The following is a 20,765-nucleotide window of genomic DNA, read 5'->3' as shown; positions in this document are numbered from 1 at the left end:
GTCAGGTTCCTTCTTCAGTTCACTTCTTTGGTGACGGCCGGGTCGATGAGGATGTCATCGCCGTCGATCGTCACGTCGTAGACGGGCACCGGCTCGTACGCCGGAAGGTTGAGGGGACGGCCGGTCCGCAGGGAGAACGCCGAGCCGTGCGCCCAGCATTCGAGGGTCTCGCCCTCGACGAAGCCGTCGGACAGCGAGATGTCGCCGTGCGTGCACGTGTCGCCGATGGCGTGCACCTCGCCGTTGGCGTCGAGGACGACCGCCATCGGCACGCCGTCCACCTCCACGCGCACGGCGGTGTCCTGCTCGAGGTCGCTGAGGTTCAGCACCTTCTGGGCGGTCATGCCTGCGCTCCCTCGGCCAGTTCGGCCTCGATGGCGGCGATGAGCTCGTCCTCGAGGGCGGGGATGCCGGTCTTCTGCACGATCTCGGTCAGGAAGCCGAGCACGACCAGGCGACGCGCCTCGTCCTCCGCGATGCCGCGGGCCTGCAGGTAGAACAGCTGCTCGTCGTCGAACCGGCCGGTGGCGCTCGCGTGGCCCGCTCCCCGGATGTCGCCGGTCTGGATCTCGAGGTTCGGGATCGAGTCCGCCCGCGCACCGTCGGTGAGGACGAGGTTGCGGTTGGCCTCGTAGGAGTCCGTGCCCACGGCGTCGGGTCCGATGAGCACGTCGCCGATCCACACGCTCCGGGCGCCCGCGCCCTGCAGCGCGCCCTTGTACAGGACGTCGCCGACGGTCTGGGGCCCCTTGTGGTGGAGGTAGACCTGGCTCTCGAAGTGCTGCCCGGCGTCGGCGAAGGAGAGACCGTACAGCTTGCCGTCGGCGCCGGCGCCGGCGAGCTCGACGGACGGGTTGACGCGGACGACCTTGCCGCCGAGGGTGACGACCATGTGGGTGAGCGTGGCGTCGCGGTCCACGCGCGCCTGATGGGAGGCGAGGTGGACGGCGTCGTCGTCCCAGCGCTGCACGCTGATGACGGTGAGCGCCGAGCCGTCGCGGGCGATGATCTCGACGTTCTGCGCCTGCTGAGCGGTGCCCTCGTGCCGGAGCACGACCGTGCCGCGGGCACCCGCCTCCGCCTCGATCACGACGTGCGCGTGCGCGAGGCCGCCGGTGCCGGTGAGGCGCACGACCACGGGCTCGGTCAGCTCGACCCCGGCCGGGATGCGGATGAGCGGCGCGTCGGCCTCCTGCGTCCACGCGATCGCGCTGGCGATGTCCTCGGGTCGGAACACCTCGCCGCGCGGGGCCTCCCCCGGCGCGAGGCGGAGCTGCACGACCTCGTCGGGCGCGGTGACCTCGACCGAGATCACGCCGTGCGGGCCGGCCTCGTCGCGCAGCAGCGGCTGGACCAGGTCCATCGGCGTGTGCTTCCAGTTGACCTCACGGCCGGTGGGGGCGCCGAAGTCCGCCGGATCGAACGACGTCGGCCGCTCGGAACGGGTCTGCACCGGCACGAAGGCGGTGCCGGCCGCTTTGGCCGCAGCCAGTTTCGCCGCAGGGTCGATGTGGCCCTGGGACGCGGGGGCGCCGGGGGCCTGTGTCGCTGTCGTCATCAGCCGACGGATCCTTCCATGCCCATCTCGATGAGCTTGTTCAGTTCGAGGGCGTACTCCATGGGCAGTTCGCGCGCGATGGGCTCGATGAACCCGCGCACGATCATGGCCATCGCCTCGTCCTCGGGCATGCCGCGGCTCATGAGGTAGAACAGCTGCTCTTCGCTGACCTTCGAGACCGTGGCCTCGTGGCCGAGCTGCACGTCGTCGACGCGGATGTCGATCGCCGGGTAGGTGTCCGACCGCGAGATGCTGTCGACGAGGAGCGCATCGCACCGCACCGTGTTCGCGGAGTGGTGGGCGTTCGCGTCGACGCGGACCTCGCCGCGGTAGCCCGCGCGGCCGCCGCCGCGCGCGATCGACTTCGAGACGATCGAGGACTGCGTGTAGGGCGCCATGTGGATCATCTTGGCGCCGGCGTCCTGGTGCTGCCCGGGACCGGCGAAGGCGACGGACAGCGTCTCGCCCTTGGCGTGCTCGCCCATCAGGTAGATCGACGGGTACTTCATCGTCACCTTGGAGCCGATGTTGCCGTCGACCCACTCCATGGTCGCGCCCTCGTGGGCGACGGCCCGCTTCGTGACGAGGTTGTAGACGTTGTTCGACCAGTTCTGGATCGTCGTGTAGCGCACGCGGGCGTTCTTCTTGACGATGATCTCGACCACGGCCGAGTGCAGCGAGTCGCTCTTGTAGATCGGCGCCGTGCAGCCCTCGATGTAGTGCACGTAGGAGCCCTCGTCGGCGATGATCAGCGTCCGCTCGAACTGGCCCATGTTCTCGGTGTTGATGCGGAAGTACGCCTGCAGCGGGATCTCGACGTGGACGCCCGGCGGCACGTAGACGAACGAGCCCCCCGACCACACGGCCGTGTTGAGCGCGGCGAACTTGTTGTCGCCGGCGGGGATCACGCTGCCGAAGTACTCCTCGAAGAACTCGGGGTGCTCCTTGAGCGCGGTGTCGGTGTCCATGAAGATGACGCCCTGGTCCTCCAGCTCCTGCTGGATCTGGTGGTAGACCACCTCGGACTCGTACTGGGCGGCCACACCGGCGACCAGGCGCGCACGCTCGGCCTCGGGGATCCCAAGCTTCTCGTACGTGTTCTTGATGTCGTCGGGGAGGTCCTCCCACGACTGCGCCTGCTTCTCCGTGGAGCGCACGAAGTACTTGATGTTGTCGAAGTCGATGTCGGACAGGTCGGCGCCCCAGGTGGGCATCGGCTTGCGACCGAAGAGCTGGTGGCCCTTCAGCCGGGTCTTCAGCATCCATTCCGGCTCGGACTTGAGTGCGGAGATGTCCCGCACCACGGCCTCGCTGAGCCCGCGCCTGGCGCTGGCTCCCGCCGCGTCCGTGTCGTGCCACCCGAACTCGTAGACGCCGAGGCCCTCGAGCTCCGGACGGTCGATCAGCACATCCGACATGTTCTCCTCCTCTTCGGCCGCAACGGTGTCATCCGCCCCGGCATTTCCCCTGTCCTCGCCTGTCTCACGATGGAGGATCGTGGACGAGGTGGGGGTGCCGCTTCTCGGGCCGTTCATGGTGTCGTTCCGACCGGACGGGCCGGGCGGAACCGGCGCTGACGACGCGCCTAGACTTGGGGAGACGGACCGCGCACCGCGCGACCGTCTCAACCCCTCGAGTCTACAGGCAACGCCCGACGTGTGGCGTGGCCCCAGCCCCTTTCGGGGCCGCATCACAGGAGGCGACGCGCATGTCCCAGGCGACCAGCGACGCGGCGACCGAGCCGCAGACCGGCCGGCCGGGACCGTGGCGGCGACTGCTCGAGCGCCTCCCGCACCGCATCGGGCGGGGTACTCGCGTGCTGGCGTGGCTGGTCCTGGCCAGCAACATCCTGATCGTCGGCACGGGCGGCCTCGTGCGCCTCACCGGCTCGGGCATGGGCTGCGAGACCTGGCCGTACTGCACCGCCGACTCGCTCGTGCCCACGCGGGAGCTCGGCATCCACGGCCTGATCGAGTTCGGGAACCGCACCCTGACCGGCGTCCTGGTGATCGTGGCGCTCCTCGCGTTCCTGTCGGTGGCGCGTCTCACGCCGCGGCGCCCGGACCTCACCGGCCTCACGCTCGCGGTCGGCGGCGGGATCATCCTCCAGGCGGTCATCGGCGGGGTCACGGTGTGGATGCACCTCCACCCGAGCATCGTCGGCCTGCACTACCTCATCTCGGCCGCGCTCGTCGCCGTCTCCGCCGTGTACGTGCACCGCGTGCACGCCGTCCCCGGACCGCGTCGGCGGCTGGTGACGCCCGGGTACGCGGCGCTCGTGCACCTCACCAGCGCTGCCGTCCTCGTGACGGTGGTCGTCGGCATCCTGCTCACCGGAGCGGGCCCGCACGCCGGCGACGACGAGGCCGCGCGCAACGGACTCGACCCCGTCTTCTGGCAGCACGTCCACAGCTGGCCGGCCTATGCCACCCTCGCCCTCACGCTCGCGATCGTCGCCCTGTCCTTCCGCATGCCGCGGGAACTCGGCCTCCCCCGATGGACCGCCCTGCTGCTCGCCGTCGAGGTGGTGCAGATCGCCGTGGGCCTCTGGCAGGCGCGGACCGGGCTTCCCATCGTGCTCGTGAACATCCACATGGTGCTGGCGGTGTGCCTCGTCGCAGCGATGACGGCCGTGGTCCTCCACCTGAAGGCCCCGGTGACCACGCAGGAGCGTGCGAGCGCGGAGGAACGGCGCACAGCAGCCTCATAGGCGACGCATCGGACCCACACGGTTCGAGCCCGCACAGTGGCGGAGGCCGCGAAATCGCGGCGCCGTCGTCCGGGACCCCCGTCCCGTCGACGGTCTCGACACCCGAGGAGCATCAATGTCCACTCGTCCCCGTCTGACCCGCAGCGTCCCCTACTGGCTGCTGATCGCCGGATCCCTCGCATCCAGCGCCGGCGGCGCGTACCTGCTGCTCGACCGGCTCGGCGGAATGGACGCGCGCCTGACCGACGGCACCGCCACGAGCAACGACGTCTATGTCGGGCAGATCTGGGCGGTCCTCGGCGCGATCCTGATCGGTGCCGGCCTCGTGGGCCTCGCCCTGGCCCTCACCGTCGGCGCCCTGCGCTCGCTCGCGCCCGCACCGGCCGTCGACCTCGTCGAGCCGCCCGCGTTCGACGAGGACGACGCCCCGGCCGCGCAGCCCGCCGACTCCACCGATGAGTACGGCTACGAGCCGGAGCTCGGCTACGAGCCCAACGAAGCCGCCGACGCCGAGCGCGAGACCGCGCCGGTCACCCGCTGACCCGCTGACACCGCGGAGGAGCTCCGCACCGGGGAAGGCTCGCGTCCCTGCGCGCCCCTCCGTGTGCGGGTCTCCCCCGTCGCGGAATCGGCCGCGGCCGACGACCGGTCGGACCGGTCAGAAGGGCAGGAGCGGGTCGACCGCGATCGCCACGAACAGCAGCGTGAGATACGTGATCGACGCGTGGAACACACGCATCGGCCGCGGCTGCTCGCCCCGGACGGCCCGGTTGTAGAGCACGTGCGACTCGACGATGAACCATCCGCCGAACACCAGCGCCGACACGGTGTAGACGAGCCCCATGGGCGCGACCGGGATCAGCAGGAGGGACGAGGCCACCGTGGCCCAGGCGTAGAGGATGACCTGCAGACCCACCTGGGAGCCGCCGCGCGTGGCGCCGAGCATCGGCACGTCGACGTCGGCGTAGTCGCCCTTGTACTTCATCGACAGGGGCCAGTAGTGCGGCGGCGTCCAGAGGAACACGAGCAGGAAGAGGATGAACGGCGTCCAGGTGAGCGAGCCCGTGACCGCCGACCAGCCGATCAGCACCGGGAAGCACCCCGCGATGCCGCCCCACACGATGTTCTGCTCGGTGCGCCGCTTCAGGACGATCGTGTAGATCACCACGTAGAAGAAGATCGCGAAGACGCTGAGCGCCGCGGCGAGCCAGTTCGTCGTCAGCAGCAGCCACACGGTGGAGGCCACCGCCAGGGTCCATGCGAAGACGAGCGCTCCGCGCGGCGACACCTCGCCGGTCACCAGCGGCCGCTTCTCGGTCCGGTGCATGAGCGCGTCGATGTCGCGGTCGAGGTACATGTTGAAGGCGGCGGCCGAGCCGGCGCTCAGGGATCCGCCGATCACAGTGGCGAGCACCAGCCACAGGTCCGGCAGCCCGTCCTGGGCGAGGATCATCACCGGAACCGTCGTCACGAGCAGGAGCTCGAGCACGCGCGGCTTGGTCAGCTGCACGTACGCGCGGACCGTTCGGCCGAGGGAACGCTGCGGCGCCGTGCGCCCGCGCGTCGTCGTGATGTCCATCGCCCCCACTGTCCGGTCAGGTCCGCCCAGTCTATGGCATTTTCCCCGGCCCATCGGGCGGGGAAGGCGGCACGAAAGGCGTCACGGAGCGCGACACATGGCCTCCGGAGCATGCCGCTTCGATATGCTGGAGGCACCTGCGCGCGCGACAGCGCTCCTCCCCCTTCTCGAGGCTTCCGATAGGTCGCGCACGTGCCACGAAGAAAGGCGAAGAGTGTCAGAGCTGCTGTGGGACGAGATCGATCGGCGCGCGGTTGACACCGCCCGAGTGCTGGCTGCGGATGCGGTGGAGAAGGTCGGCAACGGCCACCCCGGCACCGCGATGAGCCTGGCGCCCGCCGCCTACCTGCTCTACCAGCGCGTCCTGCGACACGATCCGACCGACGTCGACTGGCTGGGGCGCGACCGCTTCATCCTCTCCGCCGGGCACTCCTCCCTCACCCAGTACGTGCAGCTCTACCTCGGCGGCTTCGGCCTCGAGCTCGACGACCTGAAGTCGCTGCGCACGTGGGGATCGCGCACCCCGGGCCACCCCGAGTACGGACACACCAAGGGCGTCGAGATCACCACCGGGCCGCTCGGCCAGGGTCTGGCCTCGGCCGTCGGCTTCGCCTACGCGGCCCGCTATGAGCGCGGCCTGTTCGACCCCGAGGCGGCCGCCGGCACCAGCCCGTTCGACCACTTCGTGTACGTGATCGCCGGCGACGGCGACCTGCAGGAGGGCGTCACGGCGGAGGCCGGCTCGCTCGCCGGTCACCAGCAGCTGGGCAACCTCATCGCGATCTACGACTCGAACCAGATCTCGATCGAGGACGACACCAACGTCGCCTTCACCGAGGACGTCCAGAAGCGCTACGAGGCCTACGGCTGGCACGTGCAGACGGTGGACTGGAAGAAGACGGGCGAGTACGTCGAGGACGTCGCCGAGCTGTTCGCCGCCGTCGAGGCCGCGAAGGGCGAGACCGACAAGCCGTCGCTGATCATCCTCAAGACGATCATCGGCTGGCCGTCGCCGGGCAAGCAGAACACCGGCAAGATCCACGGATCGGCGCTGGGCGCCGACGAGCTGGCCGCCACGAAGAAGGTCCTCGGCTTCGACCCCGAGCAGTCCTTCGTCGTCGCCGACGACGTGATCGCGCACACCCGCGCGCTCGCCGAGCGCGCAGCCGAGACCCGTGCCGCTTGGCAGGACTCCTTCGACGCCTGGGCGGCCGCGAACCCCGAGCGCAAGGCGCTCCTGGACCGCCTGGAGGCCGCGGAGCTCCCCGCCGACCTCGAGGCGCCGACGTTCGAGGCGGGCAAGGAGGTCTCCACCCGCGCGGCCTCGGGTCAGGTCATCAACGCGCTCGCCGCGCAGCTCCCCGAGCTGTGGGGCGGTTCGGCCGACCTCGCCGAATCGAACCTCACGACGATCAAGGACGCGAAGAGCTTCATCCCCGCCGAGTGGTCCACCCACGAGTGGTCCGGAGACCCCTACGGCCGCGTGCTGCACTTCGGCATCCGCGAGCACGCGATGGGCGCGATCGTCAACGGCATCAAGCTGCACGGCCCGACCCGCCCCTTCGGCGGCACCTTCCTGATCTTCAGCGACTACATGCGTCCCGCCGTGCGCCTGGCGGCGCTCATGGACATCCCCTCGATCTTCGTGTGGACGCACGACTCGGTCGCCCTCGGCGAGGACGGCCCGACGCACCAGCCGATCGAGCAGCTCGCCGCGCTGCGCCTCATCCCGAACTTCACCGTCGTCCGGCCCGCCGACGCGAACGAGACCTCGGCCGCCTGGCTCGAGATCGTCCGCCGCACGTCGGGCGGACCGGTCGGCATCGCGCTGACCCGCCAGAACATCCCGGTCTTCCCCCGCGGCGAGGAGGGGTTCTCGACCGTCGACGGGGTCGCCAAGGGCGCCTACGTCCTGATCGACGCCGCCGGCGATGCGCCCGACGTCATCCTCGTGGCCACCGGCTCCGAGGTGCAGCTGGCGGTGACCGCACGCGAGACCCTGGCGGCCGAGGGCATCGATGCGCGCGTCGTGTCGGCCCCCTCGCTCGAGTGGTTCGCCGAGCAGGATGCGGACTACCGCGAGTCGGTGCTCCCGTCCGCCGTCACCGCCCGCGTCTCGGTGGAGGCCGGCGCGACGCCGCTGTGGCGCACCATCGTGGGCGACCACGGCCGCTCGGTCGGCATCGACCACTTCGGCGCGTCGGCCGACTACAAGACCCTGTTCGAGAAGTTCGGCGTCACCGCCGAAGCGGTCGCTGCGGCAGCACGTGAGTCTGTCCGCGAGGTCCGCGCAACTGTCAAGGAGAACGCATGACCACCCCCACTCAGCAGCTCTCGGCCGCCGGCGTCAGCATCTGGCTCGATGACCTGTCGCGTTCGCGCATCACCTCGGGCAACCTGGCCTCGCTGATCGAGACGCGCACCGTCTCGGGTGTGACCACCAACCCGTCGATCTTCCAGGCCGCGATCGGCAACGCCGACGACGACTCCTACCAGGAGGCCCTCGCGGCGCTGGCCGCCGACGGCGCCGACGCGGACGCGGCGATCTTCGCGCTCACCACCGACGACGTGCGCAACGCGGCGGACATCTTCCGCCCCGTGTACGACGCCACGGGCGGCGTCGACGGCCGGGTCTCGATCGAGGTCTCCCCCGATCTCGCGCACGACACCGCCGCGACGATCGAAGAGGCCAAGAAGCTGTGGGCCACGGTCGACCGCGAGAACGCGCTCATCAAGATCCCCGCGACCAAGGCCGGCCTCCCCGCCATCACCGAGGTGATCGCGGCCGGCATCTCGGTCAACGTCACGCTGATCTTCTCGCTGGAGCGCTACGCGGAGGTCATCGACGCGTACCTCAGCGGTCTCGAGAAGGCCCGCGCGGCCGGCATCGACCTCGGCACGATCCACTCCGTCGCCTCCTTCTTCGTGTCGCGCGTGGACACCGAGGTCGACAAGCGCCTGACGGCGATCGGAAGCGAGGCGGCGCTCGAGCTGAAGAGCCTCGCCGGAGTCGCCAACGCCCGCCTCGCCTACGAGCTCTTCGAGAAGGAGTTCGCCCAGGACCGCGCCGCCGACCTGGTCGCCGCGGGTGCGAACGTGCAGCGTCCGCTGTGGGCGTCGACCGGCGTCAAGGACCCGGCGCTGCCCGACACCCTGTACGTCACCGAGCTCGTCGCCCCGGGAACCGTGAACACGATGCCCGAGAAGACCCTCGAGGCGACCTTCGACCACGGCGTCGTCTCCGGCGACACGATCACGGGCGCCTATGCCGGCGCGCACGACGTCTTCGACCGGCTCGCGGCCGTCGGCGTGGACTTCGCCGATGTGACGCAGGTGCTGGAGGACGAGGGCGTGGAGAAGTTCATCGTCTCCTGGCACGACCTCCAGTCCACCGTCTCCGCCGCGCTCGCGGCGACGCCGGAAGACGCGCGTTGAGCTTCGAGATCCACGTCTCCGGACACGTCAAGCAGGTCGTCGACGAGACCCTGCCGGGTCTGGTCGAGGACCTCGTCGCCAGCGGGATCACCGCGGGCGACGCCGACCTGTGGGGCGCCGAGGCGTCCGACGAGGCGTCACGCCGACTCGGCTGGGTGCAGGCGGTCTCCGTCTCGCGTCCCCTCGTTCCCGAGATCGAGGCGCTCCGCGACGACCTGCACGCCCGCGGGATCACGCGCGTCGTGCTGGCCGGCATGGGCGGCTCGTCGCTCGCGCCCGAGGTGATCGCCCAGACCAGCGGCGTTCCCCTGGTCATCCTCGATTCGACCTCTCCGGGCCAGGTTCTCGCGGCCATCGACGGCGACACCGAGACCGGCGGCCTCGCCGAGACCGTGCTCGTGGTGTCGTCGAAGTCGGGTTCCACGGTCGAGACGGACTCCGCGCGCCGCGCGTTCGCAGCGGCGTGGAGCGATCTCGGCATCGACCCCGCCGACCGCATCGTGGTGGTCACCGACCCGGGCTCGCCGCTCGAGGCCTCCGCGCGCGAGGCCGGATACCGGGTGTTCACGGCCGACGCCACGGTCGGCGGACGCTACTCGGCCCTCACCGCCTTCGGCCTCGTGCCCGCGGGCCTGGCCGGCGCGGACGTGTCGGAGCTGCTCGACGAGGCCGAGGCGACGCTGCTCGAGGTCGCCATCGACGACGTCCGCAATCCCGCACTGGTCCTCGCCGCCGCGATCGCCGGGACCGATGCGTCGGGGAGCCGGCGCGACAAGCTCGGGCTCGTGAGCGACGGCACGCACATCGTCGGGCTGCCGGACTGGATCGAGCAGCTCGTCGCCGAGTCGACGGGGAAGGCGGGCACGGGGATCCTCCCCGTCGTGCTCCTTCCCGTGTCGCCCGAGGTCGAGCAGACGCCCGAGGACTTGCAGATCCTGCGCATCGTGGACGATGCCGAGCACTTCCGCGTCCTGGAGCAGAACCCCGACGAGGTCCTGATCAGCGGCTCGCTCGGCGCCCAGTTCGTCGTCTGGGAGTACGCCACGGCGATCGCTGGCCGGCTGCTCGGCATCAACCCGTTCGACCAGCCCGACGTCGAGTCCGCGAAGGAGGCGACCCGCGGCCTGCTGGACGCGCGTCCCGACGCCGGTGCGCCGGCTTTCGTCGAGTCCGGCGTGGAGATCCGCGTGACCGACCCCGCCCTGGCATCGTCGGGCACGCTCGAGGGCGTCCTGGACGCCCTGTGGGCGCGTCTGTCGCCGAACGGCTACGTCGCGATCCAGGCGTACGTCGACCGTGGCGCACTGCCGCAGCTCGCCGGCCTCCGTGAGCTCGTGGCCGCCGACAGCGGACGCCCCACGACGTTCGGCTGGGGCCCGCGCTTCCTGCACTCGACCGGCCAGTTCCACAAGGGCGGACCGGCCGAGGGCGTCTTCGTGCAGATCCTCGAGTCGGCCGACGTCGACCTCGAGATCCCCGGCCGTCCGTTCACCTTCGGCGAGCTGATCCGCGCGCAGGCCGCCGGCGACGCGCAGGTGCTCGCCGCGCACGGTCGCCCCGTCGTCACCCTGACCCTGACCGATCCCCAGGTCGAGGTCCTCGCGCTGTTCGAAGCAGCCCAGTAGGAAGCACCCACCGATGACTGTCGAGATCTCGCGCGGACACAACCCGCTGCGCGACCCCGATGACCGCCGCCTCAACCGCATCGCCGGCCCGAGCGCTCTGGTCATCTTCGGCGTGACAGGCGACCTGTCGCGCAAGAAGCTCATGCCCGCCGTGTACGACCTGGCCAACCGCGGCCTGCTCCCGCCCGGGTTCGCCCTGGTGGGCTTCGCGCGCCGCGACTGGGAGGACCAGGACTTCGCGCAGGTCGTCTACGAGGCCGTGCGTCAGAACGCGCGCACGCCTTTCCGCGAAGAGACGTGGAAGCAGCTGCTGCAGGGCATCCGCTTCGTGTCGGGCGAGTTCGGCGACGCCGACGCGTTCCGCCGCCTGCGCGAGACGGTGGAGCGCCTGGACCGGGAGCGCGGGACGATGGGCAACCATGCCTTCTACCTCTCGATCCCGCCGCGCGACTTCCCCATCGTCGCCAAGCAGCTGAAGGACTCGGGACTCGTCGACGACGCCAACGACGACGACAGCTGGCGCCGGGTCGTCATCGAGAAGCCGTTCGGCAGCGATCTGCAGTCGGCTCGTGAGCTCAACGCCGCGCTGGAGGTCGCCTTCCCGGCCGACTCGATCTTCCGGATCGACCACTACCTGGGCAAGGAGACGGTCCAGAACATCCTCGCGCTGCGTTTCGCCAACGAGCTGTACGAGCCGATCTGGAACGCCAACTACGTCGACCACGTGCAGATCACGATGGCCGAGGACATCGGTGTCGGCGGCCGGGCGGGCTACTACGACGGCATCGGCGCGGCGCGCGACGTCATCCAGAACCATCTCCTGCAGCTGCTCGCGCTCACCGCGATGGAGGAGCCGATCTCCCTCGACGCGACGCATCTGCGCGCCGAGAAGGAGAAGGTGCTCGCCGCGGTGAAGCTGCCCGACGACCTGTCGACGGCGACCGCACGCGGTCAGTACGCGGGCGGATGGCAGGGCGGCGAGAAGGTGAGCGCCTTCCTCGCCGAGGAGGGCATGAACCCGCAGTCGACGACCGAGACCTACGCCGCGGTCAAGCTCGAGATCGCCACACGACGGTGGTCGGGCGTACCCTTCTACCTGCGCACCGGCAAGCGGCTCGGCCGCCGTGTCACCGAGATCGCGGTCGTGTTCAAGCGCGCTCCGCAGCACCTCTTCCTGCGCAACCAGACGACCGAGCTCGGCCAGAACGCGCTCGTCATCCGTGTGCAGCCCGATGAGGGCGTGACGATCCGCTTCGGATCGAAGGTGCCCGGCGCCGCGACGGAGGTGCGCGACGTCACCATGGACTTCGGGTACGGCCACGCGTTCACCGAGTCCAGCCCCGAGGCGTACGAGCGCCTCATCCTCGACGTGCTCCTGGGCGATCCGCCGCTGTTCCCGCGGCACGAGGAGGTCGAGCTGTCTTGGCGCATCCTCGATCCGATCGAAGAGTACTGGGCGGGCCTGGACGAGCCGCTGGAGCAGTACTCCCCCGGCTCGTGGGGCCCGACGTCCGCCGATGAACTCTTGGCCCGTGACGGCCGCGTCTGGAGGCGCCCGTGATCGTCGACCTGCCCGACACCACCGTGTCGAAGATCGCCCGCTCTCTCGTGAACGTCCGCGAGGAGGGCGGCGCGGTCGCCCTCGGCCGTGTGCTCACCCTCCTGATCATCACGACGCACGGTCTGGAGGAGGAGGCGATCGAGGCCGCGAACGATGCGTCGCGCGAGCATCCCATGCGCGTCATCGTCCTCATGACCCAGCCCGACGGGCCGTCCAAGCTCGACGCGCAGATCCGCGTGGGCGGGGATGCCGGGGCGAGCGAGGTCGTGGTGCTCCGCGCGTCGGGAGAGGCCGCGAGCAACGACGAGAGCCTCGTGACGGGCCTCCTGCTCCCCGACGCCCCCGTCGTCGCCTGGTGGCCCGACAACCCGCCGACCGAGCCGGCGGCGTCGCCCATCGGCCGGATGGCGCAGCGGCGCATCACCGACGCGGCGACCAAGCCGTATGCGAAGGACCGGCTCTCCAAGCTCGGCCCCAACCACGCGCCCGGCGACACCGACCTCGCATGGACGCGTCTGACGCACTGGCGGGAGCAGCTCGCCGCCGTCCTGGACCAGCCGCCCTACGAGCCGGTCACGGCCGTCGAGGTCGTCGGCAGCGGCAGCTCGCCGTCGACCGGCCTGCTCGCGGCCTGGCTGCGGCTCAAGCTCGACGTGCCCGTGGACTGGCGCTACGCCCGCCCCGAGGAGTGGGCGCACGGCATCCAGCGCGTGCGCCTGACGCGGGCGTCGGGCGACATCGTGCTGGAGCGCAGCAACGACCTCGACGCGACGCTCACCCAGCCCGGCCAGCCCTCGCACGACATCGTGCTGCCGCGCCGCACGCTCCGCGAGTGCCTCGCCGAGGAGCTGCGTCGTCTCGATCCCGACCTCCTGTATGGTCGAGTGATCACGGCAGGGTGGGAGCTCCTCGGACCGCCCGATTCGCCCGAGGGGACGACGTAGGAGTCGCATGTCAGTTTTCTCGACGGAGAAGCGGGTCGTCATCAGCCCCGACGCCGACAGCCTGGCGAGCGCGGTGGCGCGCCGTCTTCTCGACCGTCTCATCCGACGCTCCGCCGCCGGGAAGACCAGTCACATCGCACTGACCGGCGGGCACATCGGAACCGACGTCCTGCGCGCCGCAGGGACGGACCCGCGCCGCGCCGACGTGGACTGGTCGACGGTCCACTTCTGGTGGGGCGATGAGCGGTTCGTCGCGCGCGACGACGAGGAGCGCAACGAGAACGGCGCCCGGCGCGCGCTGCTCGACCGCATCGCGGTGCCCGCGGAGAACGTGCACGCGATGGCCGCGGCCGGCGAGGGGCTCGACCTCGACGCCGCGGCGGCCGCGTACGCCGACGAGCTCGCCCGCTATGCCGCGGACGGTCAGGACTGGCCGAAGTTCTACATCTGCTTCCTCGGCGTCGGACCCGACGGTCACATCGCCTCGCTCTTCCCGGACCGCGCCGAGATCCAGATCACGGATCAGGCCGTCGTGTCGGTGCGCGACGCGCCCAAGCCTCCGGCCGACCGCATCACGCTGACGCGCCCGGTGATCAACTCGGCGCGATGCGTCTGGATGGTCCTCTCGGGCGTCGACAAGGCCGCGGCGCTCGGTCTGGCACTGGCCGGGGCGAGCTACGACAGCGTCCCCGCCGCCGGGGCCAAGGGACTGAAGAAGACGATGCTCTTCGTCGACGAAGCGGCTGCGCAGCAGGTGCCGCCGGAGCTCATCGACCCCGAGTTCTGAGCCGGGCGCCGGAGACCGGCCGGAGAATCAGTCCTGGCCGCGGCGCTCGCGGAGCTGCTGCAGCGCGTCACCGAGGAGAGCCTCGGCCTCTTCGTCGGTGCGGCGCTCCTTCACGTAGGCGAGGTGCGTCTTGTAGGGCTCGGTCTTGGCGACCGCCGGCGGGTTGGCCTTGTCGCGGCCGGCGGGAAGTCCGGAGTGGGGCGAGTCGATGACCTCGGGGATCTCCTCCTCGGCGATCCCGGCCGCGAAGTAGCGGACGGTCTCGTTGCCGAGCGCGTCCCAGTAGGACACGGCGACGCGGTCGGCGTGGTGCCCGTGGTCCTGCTCGCCCATGGGGCCGGCACCCACCCGGGTGCCGCGGATCGCGTTGCCTCCGGTGGCCATCAGATGCCCTGGAACTTCGTGATGAGACCGAGAGCGACGATCGCGACGAACCAGACGAGGGCGAGCACGATCGTGAACCGGTTGAGGTTGCGCTCGGCGAGGCCCGAGGATCCGAGGGCGGAGCTCATGCCGCCGCCGAACATGTCGGACAGGCCGCCACCGCGACCCTTGTGCAGGAGGATCAGGAGCGTCAGCAGGAGGCTGGTGATCCCCAGCAGCACCTGCAGCACGAGCGCGATGATGTCCACAGTCGAGTTGCCTTTCGCGGCGCCCATGGAGGCGCACAAGGGTCGAGTATACCGGCTGGTGCGGCACGAGTCGGCGCCGCACCAGCCGGAACGTCGCGGGGTCTGCCTGTCAGACCCCGACGTGCTTCTGGTAGCGGATGATCGCCGCGAACTCGTCGGCGAGTAGACTCGCTCCCCCGACGAGGGCGCCGTCGACATCCGGCTCGCGCATGAAGCTGGCGATGTTGCCGGACTTCACCGAGCCGCCGTACAGCACACGGGTGCGCTCCGCCGCCTCGCCGCCGAGGACGTCGGCGATGACCTCGCGCAGGGCCGCGCAGACTTCCTGAGCCTGCTCGGGCGAGGCGACCTGCCCCGTGCCGATGGCCCACACCGGCTCGTACGCGACGACCACGTCCGCGTCGGCGGGGACACCCTGCAGTGCCGCGCGCAGCTGGGCGACCGAGACCGCCGTCGGCCCCGACTGCTCGCGCTGCTCGAGCGTCTCGCCGACGCAGACCACCGGTACCAGGCCGTGTCGCAGGGCCGCCTGCACCTTGGCCGCCACGAGCTCGTCGCTCTCGTGGTGGTACTCGCGGCGCTCGGAGTGTCCGATGATCACGTAGCCCACGTCGAGCTTCTTCAGGAACGCGCCGGAGACTTCGCCGGTGTAGGCGCCGGCATCGTGCGCCGAAAGGTCCTGCGCGCCGAGCGCGAACGGGATCTTGTCGGCGTCGAGCAGGGTCTGCACCGTGCGGATGTCGGTGAACGGCGGGAACACCGCCACCTCCACGGTGTCGTCCTCGTGCTTGGCGTCCTTCAGCGTCCAGTGCAGCTTCTGGACGAACGCGACCGCCTGCAGGTGGTCGAGGTTCATCTTCCAGTTGCCGGCGATGAGGGGCTTTCTGATCACTGCCATCCGAGGATCTCCAATCCGGGAAGCTTCTTGCCTTCGAGGAACTCGAGGCTTGCACCGCCACCGGTCGAGATGTGACCGAAGGCGTCGTCGGGGAAGCCGAGCTGGCGCACGGCGGCCGCCGAGTCTCCCCCGCCGACGACGGACAGCCCGTCGACCTCGGTGAGCGCCTGGGCCACGGTCTTCGTTCCCGCGGCGAACGCGGGCATCTCGAACACGCCCATCGGGCCGTTCCAGAAGACGGTCTTCGACCCGCGGACGGCCTCGGCGAACAGCGCCGCCGTCTCGGGTCCGATGTCCAGGCCCATGCCGTCGGCCCCGAACGGGGTGTCCTCCAGCGCGTCCGCGGCGGCGACCACGTGGTCGGCGTCGGCGGCGAAGCCGGCGGCCATGACCGCGTCCACCGGCAGGAGCAGCTCGACGCCGCGCTCCTGCGCGTCGGCGATGTAGCCCTTCACCGTGTCGATCTGGTCGGCCTCGAGCAGGCTCTTGCCCACCTTGTGACCCAGCGCCGCGAGGAAGGTGAAGAGCATCCCCCCGCCGACGAGGATCTTGTCGGCGCGCGGCAGCAGGTGCTCGATCACACCCAGCTTGTCGCTGACCTTGGAGCCGCCGAGGACGACGGCATAGGGACGCTCAGGCTTCTCGGTCAGGCGGTCGAGCACGTCGACCTCCTTCTCGATGAGGTAGCCCGCGGCCGACGGGAGCAGCTCGGCCAGGTCGTAGACCGATGCCTGCTTGCGGTGCACGACGCCGAACCCGTCGGAGACGAGCGCGTCTCCGAGCGCTGCCAGCTCCGCGGCGAAGGCGGCGCGCTCCGCGTCGTCCTTGGCCGTCTCGCCGGGGTTGAAGCGGAGGTTCTCGATGACGGCGATGTCGCCGTCCTCCAGGGCCGCGACCGCTTCCTGCGCGGAGGTGCCGACGGTGTCGCGCGCGAACGCGACGGGCTTGCCGAGCAGCTCGGACAGCCGCTGGGCGACCGGCTCGAGGCTGTACTTCGGGTCGGGCGCGCCGTCGGGGCGGCCGAGGTGGGAGCAGGCGATGACGCGCGCACCCTGGTTGATGAGGTGGTTCAGGGTCGGAAGTGCCGCCCGGACACGCCCATCGTCCGTGATGACGCCGTCCTTCAGGGGGACGTTGAAGTCAACACGGACGATGACGCGCTTTCCGGCCAGCGAACCCAGGGAATCGAGGGTGCGCAGCGCCATGGCTCTACCTCAGAGCTTTTCGGCGACGAGCTCGGTGAGGTCGACGAGGCGGTTCGAGTAGCCCCACTCGTTGTCGTACCAGGACGACACCTTGACGAGGTTGCCGCTCACGTTGGTCTGACCGGCGTCGAACACCGACGAGTGCGGGTCGAGCTGGATGTCGCTGGAGACGATCGCGTCCTCGTTGTACTTCAGGAAGCCGACGAGCTCGCCCTCCTCCGCGGCCTTCTTGTAGGCGGCGTTGATCGTCTCGGCCGTGAGGCCCTCGGTCGGCGTGATGATCGTCAGGTCGACGATGGAGCCGGTGGGGACGGGCACGCGGTACGACGAGCCGCTGAGCTTGCCGTTCAGCTCGGGGAGAACCAGGCCGATCGCCTTGGCGGCACCGGTCGAGGCCGGGACGATGTTGATCGCCGCGGCGCGAGCACGGTGGAGGTCGCTGTGCGGGCCGTCCTGCAGGTTCTGGTCGGCGGTGTAGGCGTGCGCCGTCATCATGAAGCCGCGCTCGATGCCGAAGTTGTCGTTGAACACCTTGGCGAGCGGAGCGAGGCAGTTGGTCGTGCACGACGCGTTGGAGATGACGTGCATCGTCTCCGGGTCGTACGAGCCGTCGTTGACGCCCATGACGAACGTGCCGTCCACGTCGGTGCCCGGCGCCGAGATGATGACCTTCTTCGCGCCGCCCTCGATGTGCTTCTTGGCGTCGACGGCCTTGGTGAAGCGCCCCGTGGACTCGATGACGATGTCGACGCCGAGCTCGCCCCACGGCAGGTTCGCCGGGTCGCGCTCTTCGAAGACCTTGATGGCCTTGCCGTTGACGGTGATCGAGTCCGCGTCGTACGAGACGTCGGCGTCGAGGCGACCGCCGACCGAGTCGTACTTGAGGAGGTGCGCGAGCGTCTTGTTGTCGGTGAGGTCGTTCACCGCCACGATGTCGAGGTCCGCGCCCTGCTCCAGCGCGGCGCGGAGGAAGTTGCGTCCGATGCGGCCGAAGCCGTTGATTCCGATCTTGACAGCCACGGAATGTCTCCTGAGTGTGTCGTGCGCGAATGCGCGGTTGTTGCGGTTTCGAACAGTGGACAACGGCGTCCTGCCCGGTCGTCTAAGAAGCGACGACCGAGACGATCATGACAGTACCAGCAGCCCCGAGGTCTTCTCGCGAGCCGTGTCAAAGCGGGCCTGGACGTTGCCCCAGTTGGCGATGTTCCACGCGGCCTTGACGTAGTCGGCCTTGACGTTCAGGTAGTCGAGGTAGAAGGCGTGCTCCCACATGTCGAGCTGGAAGATCGGGATGGTGCCCTGCGCCGTGTTCGACTGCTGGTCGAAGAGCTGCTGGATGATGAGCTGTGCCCCGATCGGGTCCCAGCTGAGCACCGCCCAGCCCGAGCCCTGGATGCCGGTGGCAGCGGCGGTGAAGTGGGCCTGGAACTTCTCGAAGCTGCCGAAGAACTCGTCGATCGCCGCCTTGAGCTCACCCTCGGGCTGTCCGCCGCCGCCGTTGCCGGCCGGGGCGAGGTTGGTCCAGAAGATGGAGTGGTTGACGTGGCCGCCGAGGTTGAACGCGAGGTCCTTCTCGAGTTTGTTGACGTTGGCGAGATTGCCCGACTCGCGAGCCTCGGCCAGCTGCTCGAGCGCCGTGTTGGCTCCGGTGACATAGGCCTGGTGGTGCTTGGAGTGGTGCAGCTCCATGATCTTGCCGCTGATGCTCGGCTCCAGCGCCGCGTAGTCGTAGGGGAGCTCGGGAAGCGTGTAGGTGGCCATGTTCTCTTCTTCCTGTCGGTGCCGCACCGGGGCGCGGCGTGGTGACATCGTGTCGGACGGGATCATCCCCATCCTATTGATCCCCAACACCGGACACAGGGGGTTGCTTCCCGTCGGAGGCCGGTGTTACCGGGTCAATCCTCGAGACCGGCGGGGACGGCGGACTCCGTGTCGGGGATGCCCTCGGCAGCGGCCTTCTTGTCGGCCATCGCCAGGAGTCGTCGGATGCGCCCGGCCACCGCGTCCTTCGTGAGCGGCGGATCCGCGTGATGCCCGAGCTCGTCGAGGCTCGCATCGCGGTGGGCCAGCCGGAGGTCACCCGCCTCTCGGAGGTGGTCGGGAACCTCGTCGCCCAGGATCTCGAGCGCGCGCTCCACCCGGGCGCACGCCGCCACCGCGGCCTGGGCCGACCGGCGGAGGTTCGCATCGTCGAAGTTGACGAGGCGGTTGACGCCGGCGCGCACCTCCCGGCGCTGGCGGAGCTCCTCCCACGCGCTGGCGGTGCGGGCGGCCCCCATCTCCGCGAGGGCCGTGCGGATCGCCTCGCCGTCGCGCACCACGACGCGCGGCGCACCGCGCACCTCCCGCGCCTTCGCCGCGATCCCGAGGCGGTGAGCGGCCCCCACGAGGGCCATCGCGGCTTCGGGCGACGGGCAGGCGATCTCGAGCGCGGCCGAGCGCCCCGGCTCGGACAGCGCGCCCGAGGCGAGGAAGGCACCGCGCCAGATCGCCGCGAGGTCGCCGCGGGAGCCCGTGGTGAGACGGTTCGGCAGGCCGCGGACGGGGCGGCGCCGCTGGTCGAGGAGGCCCGTCTGGCGCGCGAGGGTTTCGCCGCCGTCGATCACGCGGACTGCGAAGTGACCGCCGGCGCGTCCGCCGGAGGCCTGGACGTGGGCGAGTTCGGGCCGCACGCCGTAGATCTCCATGAGCTCGCGCGCCACCCGACGGGCCAGCGCCTCGGTCTCCAGCTCGGCTTCGACGGCCACACGACCGGCGATGGAGTGCAGCCCTCCGGAGAATCGGAGCAGCGCGGTCAGCTCAGCCACGCGGGCCGTGGGCCGGGGGTCACGCACCGCCGCCAACTCGATCTTCACGTCAGCGGTCAACGGCACGGCGGTCCTTCGGTCGGGGGCGGGGAGGTCACGCGGGGTGAGCCGCGGAGAGGTTCCAGCCTACTCGCGGCCCAGGTCTCGGTGTTTCACGCGGACGGCCACACCGGGCACGTCGGCGAGGCGGCGGGCGAGCTCGTTGACCGTCACGACGGACCGGTGCTTGCCGCCCGTGCAGCCGACGGCGACCACCGAGTGCTGCTTGTTCTCTCGCTGGTACCCCTCGAGCACGGGGCGCAGCGCCGCCGCGTAGGCCTCGATGAACTCGACGGCGCCCTGCTGCGAGAGGACGTAGTCGCGAACGGTCTCGTCCTCGCCGGTGTGCGGACGCAGCTCGGGGACCCAGAACGGGTTGGGCAGGAAGCGCATGTCGGCGACGAGGTCCACGTCGGTGGGGAGGCCGTACTTGAAGCCGAAGCTCATCACCGTGACCGTGTGCCGTGCCTCGCCCTGCTCGCGGAACAGGTCCAGGATCCGGGTGGCCAATTGGTGGATGTTGAGCTCGCTCGTGTCCACGATGAGGTCGGCGCCCTCGCGGATGGCGGCCAGCTGCTCGCGCTCGCGACGGATGCCGTCGAGGATCGTGCCGTCGCCCTGGAGGGGATGCGGGCGGCGCACCGACTCGAACCGGCGGACCAGCACGTCGTCGGAGGCATCCAGGAACAGCACCCGAAGGGGCCGCCCGGCGCGCAGCGCCTGGGTGACCGCGGGGAGGGCGCCGAACAGCTCTCGACCGCGCACATCGACGACGGCCGCGACCTTCGGCATCGCGCCGGCGGCGGCCTCGGACATCTCCAGCATGGGGCGGAGCATGAGCGGCGGGAGGTTGTCGACGACGTACCAGCCGATGTCCTCGAGGGCGTTGGCGGCGGTGGTGCGTCCCGCGCCGGACATGCCGGTGACGATCAGGACCTCGCCTGCCGCGTCCGTCACGTGATCTCCCGTTCTCGTCACCCCCAGC

General features: G+C 70.3%; 20 protein-coding genes. 8 read left to right on the top strand and 12 right to left on the bottom strand.

Annotated features, from left to right (window positions below; genetic code table 11):
• Window positions 1–14 precede the first annotated feature (14 nt).
• From QQZ13_RS12590 to sufB, 3 genes are read right to left on the bottom strand one after another with little or no spacing between them, the layout of a single operon-like run.
• Window positions 15–344: a non-heme iron oxygenase ferredoxin subunit gene (locus tag QQZ13_RS12590; protein ID WP_284529577.1), complete on the bottom strand. Its 330-nt coding sequence runs from the start codon at window positions 342–344 to the stop codon at window positions 15–17.
• A complete protein-coding gene (gene sufD, locus QQZ13_RS12585) occupies window positions 341–1,558 on the bottom strand; it encodes a Fe-S cluster assembly protein SufD (RefSeq protein ID WP_284529576.1) in 1,218 nt (405 codons plus the stop codon). The genes QQZ13_RS12590 and sufD overlap by 4 nt, the downstream gene beginning before the upstream one ends.
• Entirely contained in the window at window positions 1,558–2,976 is a 1,419-nt protein-coding gene (sufB, locus tag QQZ13_RS12580; protein ID WP_284529575.1) for a Fe-S cluster assembly protein SufB, read from the bottom strand. The genes sufD and sufB overlap by 1 nt, the downstream gene beginning before the upstream one ends.
• A 290-nt stretch (window positions 2,977–3,266) precedes the next feature.
• Between sufB and QQZ13_RS12575 the strand changes: the two genes are divergently transcribed.
• A complete protein-coding gene (locus QQZ13_RS12575) occupies window positions 3,267–4,268 on the top strand; it encodes a heme A synthase (RefSeq protein WP_284529574.1) in 1,002 nt (333 codons plus the stop codon).
• A gap of 115 nt (window positions 4,269–4,383) precedes the next feature.
• Entirely contained in the window at window positions 4,384–4,809 is a 426-nt protein-coding gene (locus QQZ13_RS12570) for a dinucleotide-utilizing enzyme (RefSeq protein ID WP_284529573.1), read from the top strand.
• Window positions 4,810–4,926: 117 nt separating this feature from the next.
• Here the strand turns inward: QQZ13_RS12570 and QQZ13_RS12565 are convergent, their stop codons facing one another.
• Window positions 4,927–5,847, bottom strand: a complete 921-nt coding sequence (locus tag QQZ13_RS12565; RefSeq protein ID WP_284529572.1) for a heme o synthase — start codon at window positions 5,845–5,847, stop codon at window positions 4,927–4,929.
• Window positions 5,848–6,061: 214 nt separating this feature from the next.
• Between QQZ13_RS12565 and tkt the strand changes: the two genes are divergently transcribed.
• Genes tkt through pgl form a run of 6 tightly spaced genes read left to right on the top strand, consistent with a single transcriptional unit; the run spans window position 6,062 to window position 14,199 of the window.
• Complete coding sequence (gene tkt, locus QQZ13_RS12560; protein ID WP_284529571.1) at window positions 6,062–8,161, top strand: transketolase; 2,100 nt, start codon at window positions 6,062–6,064, stop codon at window positions 8,159–8,161.
• A complete protein-coding gene (gene tal / locus QQZ13_RS12555; protein ID WP_284529570.1) occupies window positions 8,158–9,282 on the top strand; it encodes a transaldolase in 1,125 nt (374 codons plus the stop codon). Before tkt ends, tal begins: the two co-directional genes overlap by 4 nt.
• Window positions 9,279–10,907 (top strand): glucose-6-phosphate isomerase, encoded by a 1,629-nt coding sequence (locus QQZ13_RS12550; RefSeq protein ID WP_284529568.1) that lies wholly within the window; start codon window positions 9,279–9,281, stop codon window positions 10,905–10,907. Before tal ends, QQZ13_RS12550 begins: the two co-directional genes overlap by 4 nt.
• A 13-nt stretch (window positions 10,908–10,920) precedes the next feature.
• Window positions 10,921–12,468 (top strand): glucose-6-phosphate dehydrogenase, encoded by a 1,548-nt coding sequence (gene zwf, locus QQZ13_RS12545; protein ID WP_284529566.1) that lies wholly within the window; start codon window positions 10,921–10,923, stop codon window positions 12,466–12,468.
• Window positions 12,465–13,412 (top strand): glucose-6-phosphate dehydrogenase assembly protein OpcA, encoded by a 948-nt coding sequence (locus tag QQZ13_RS12540; RefSeq protein ID WP_284529564.1) that lies wholly within the window; start codon window positions 12,465–12,467, stop codon window positions 13,410–13,412. The genes zwf and QQZ13_RS12540 overlap by 4 nt, the downstream gene beginning before the upstream one ends.
• A 7-nt stretch (window positions 13,413–13,419) precedes the next feature.
• Complete coding sequence (gene pgl, locus QQZ13_RS12535; RefSeq protein WP_284529562.1) at window positions 13,420–14,199, top strand: 6-phosphogluconolactonase; 780 nt, start codon at window positions 13,420–13,422, stop codon at window positions 14,197–14,199.
• Window positions 14,200–14,226: 27 nt separating this feature from the next.
• Here pgl and QQZ13_RS12530 read toward each other — a convergent pair whose 3' ends face one another.
• The 8 genes from QQZ13_RS12530 to rapZ all read right to left on the bottom strand — a co-directional run bounded on the left by QQZ13_RS12530 (window position 14,227) and on the right by rapZ (window position 20,737).
• A complete protein-coding gene (locus tag QQZ13_RS12530; protein ID WP_284529560.1) occupies window positions 14,227–14,583 on the bottom strand; it encodes an RNA polymerase-binding protein RbpA in 357 nt (118 codons plus the stop codon).
• Window positions 14,583–14,831 (bottom strand): preprotein translocase subunit SecG, encoded by a 249-nt coding sequence (gene secG / locus QQZ13_RS12525; protein ID WP_284529606.1) that lies wholly within the window; start codon window positions 14,829–14,831, stop codon window positions 14,583–14,585. Before secG ends, QQZ13_RS12530 begins: the two co-directional genes overlap by 1 nt.
• Window positions 14,832–14,940: 109 nt before the next feature.
• On the bottom strand, window positions 14,941–15,729 hold the full coding sequence (gene tpiA / locus QQZ13_RS12520; protein WP_284529558.1) for a triose-phosphate isomerase: 789 nt from the start codon (window positions 15,727–15,729) through the stop codon (window positions 14,941–14,943).
• A complete protein-coding gene (gene pgk, locus QQZ13_RS12515) occupies window positions 15,720–16,934 on the bottom strand; it encodes a phosphoglycerate kinase (RefSeq protein WP_284529557.1) in 1,215 nt (404 codons plus the stop codon). Before pgk ends, tpiA begins: the two co-directional genes overlap by 10 nt.
• A 9-nt stretch (window positions 16,935–16,943) precedes the next feature.
• A complete protein-coding gene (gap, locus tag QQZ13_RS12510; RefSeq protein WP_284529556.1) occupies window positions 16,944–17,954 on the bottom strand; it encodes a type I glyceraldehyde-3-phosphate dehydrogenase in 1,011 nt (336 codons plus the stop codon).
• A gap of 105 nt (window positions 17,955–18,059) precedes the next feature.
• Window positions 18,060–18,695 (bottom strand): superoxide dismutase, encoded by a 636-nt coding sequence (locus QQZ13_RS12505; RefSeq protein ID WP_284529555.1) that lies wholly within the window; start codon window positions 18,693–18,695, stop codon window positions 18,060–18,062.
• Between the two features lie 134 nt (window positions 18,696–18,829).
• Window positions 18,830–19,807, bottom strand: a complete 978-nt coding sequence (gene whiA / locus QQZ13_RS12500) for a DNA-binding protein WhiA (protein WP_284529554.1) — start codon at window positions 19,805–19,807, stop codon at window positions 18,830–18,832.
• A 60-nt stretch (window positions 19,808–19,867) separates the two neighbouring features.
• On the bottom strand, window positions 19,868–20,737 hold the full coding sequence (gene rapZ, locus QQZ13_RS12495) for an RNase adapter RapZ (RefSeq protein WP_284529553.1): 870 nt from the start codon (window positions 20,735–20,737) through the stop codon (window positions 19,868–19,870).
• Between the last annotated feature and the right edge of the window lie 28 nt (window positions 20,738–20,765).

It is taken from the genome of Microbacterium sp. T2.11-28 (assembly GCF_950097975.1).
Lineage (GTDB): Bacteria > Actinomycetota > Actinomycetes > Actinomycetales > Microbacteriaceae > Microbacterium.
Note: the sequence above shows the minus strand (reverse complement) of the source record. Positions and strands in the feature narration are given on the sequence as shown.

Coding starts and splice junctions, on each gene's coding strand:
- QQZ13_RS12590 (WP_284529577.1), bottom strand. CDS start 344: ATGACCGCCCAGAAGGTGCTGAACCTCAGCGACCTCGAGCAGGACACC.
- QQZ13_RS12505 (WP_284529555.1), bottom strand. CDS start 18,695: ATGGCCACCTACACGCTTCCCGAGCTCCCCTACGACTACGCGGCGCTG.
- pgk (WP_284529557.1), bottom strand. CDS start 16,934: ATGGCGCTGCGCACCCTCGATTCCCTGGGTTCGCTGGCCGGAAAGCGC.
- pgl (WP_284529562.1), top strand. CDS start 13,420: ATGTCAGTTTTCTCGACGGAGAAGCGGGTCGTCATCAGCCCCGACGCC.
- QQZ13_RS12575 (WP_284529574.1), top strand. CDS start 3,267: ATGTCCCAGGCGACCAGCGACGCGGCGACCGAGCCGCAGACCGGCCGG.
- tpiA (WP_284529558.1), bottom strand. CDS start 15,729: ATGGCAGTGATCAGAAAGCCCCTCATCGCCGGCAACTGGAAGATGAAC.
- QQZ13_RS12570 (WP_284529573.1), top strand. CDS start 4,384: ATGTCCACTCGTCCCCGTCTGACCCGCAGCGTCCCCTACTGGCTGCTG.
- sufD (WP_284529576.1), bottom strand. CDS start 1,558: ATGACGACAGCGACACAGGCCCCCGGCGCCCCCGCGTCCCAGGGCCAC.
- sufB (WP_284529575.1), bottom strand. CDS start 2,976: ATGTCGGATGTGCTGATCGACCGTCCGGAGCTCGAGGGCCTCGGCGTC.
- QQZ13_RS12565 (WP_284529572.1), bottom strand. CDS start 5,847: ATGGACATCACGACGACGCGCGGGCGCACGGCGCCGCAGCGTTCCCTC.
- zwf (WP_284529566.1), top strand. CDS start 10,921: ATGACTGTCGAGATCTCGCGCGGACACAACCCGCTGCGCGACCCCGAT.
- tal (WP_284529570.1), top strand. CDS start 8,158: ATGACCACCCCCACTCAGCAGCTCTCGGCCGCCGGCGTCAGCATCTGG.
- QQZ13_RS12530 (WP_284529560.1), bottom strand. CDS start 14,583: ATGGCCACCGGAGGCAACGCGATCCGCGGCACCCGGGTGGGTGCCGGC.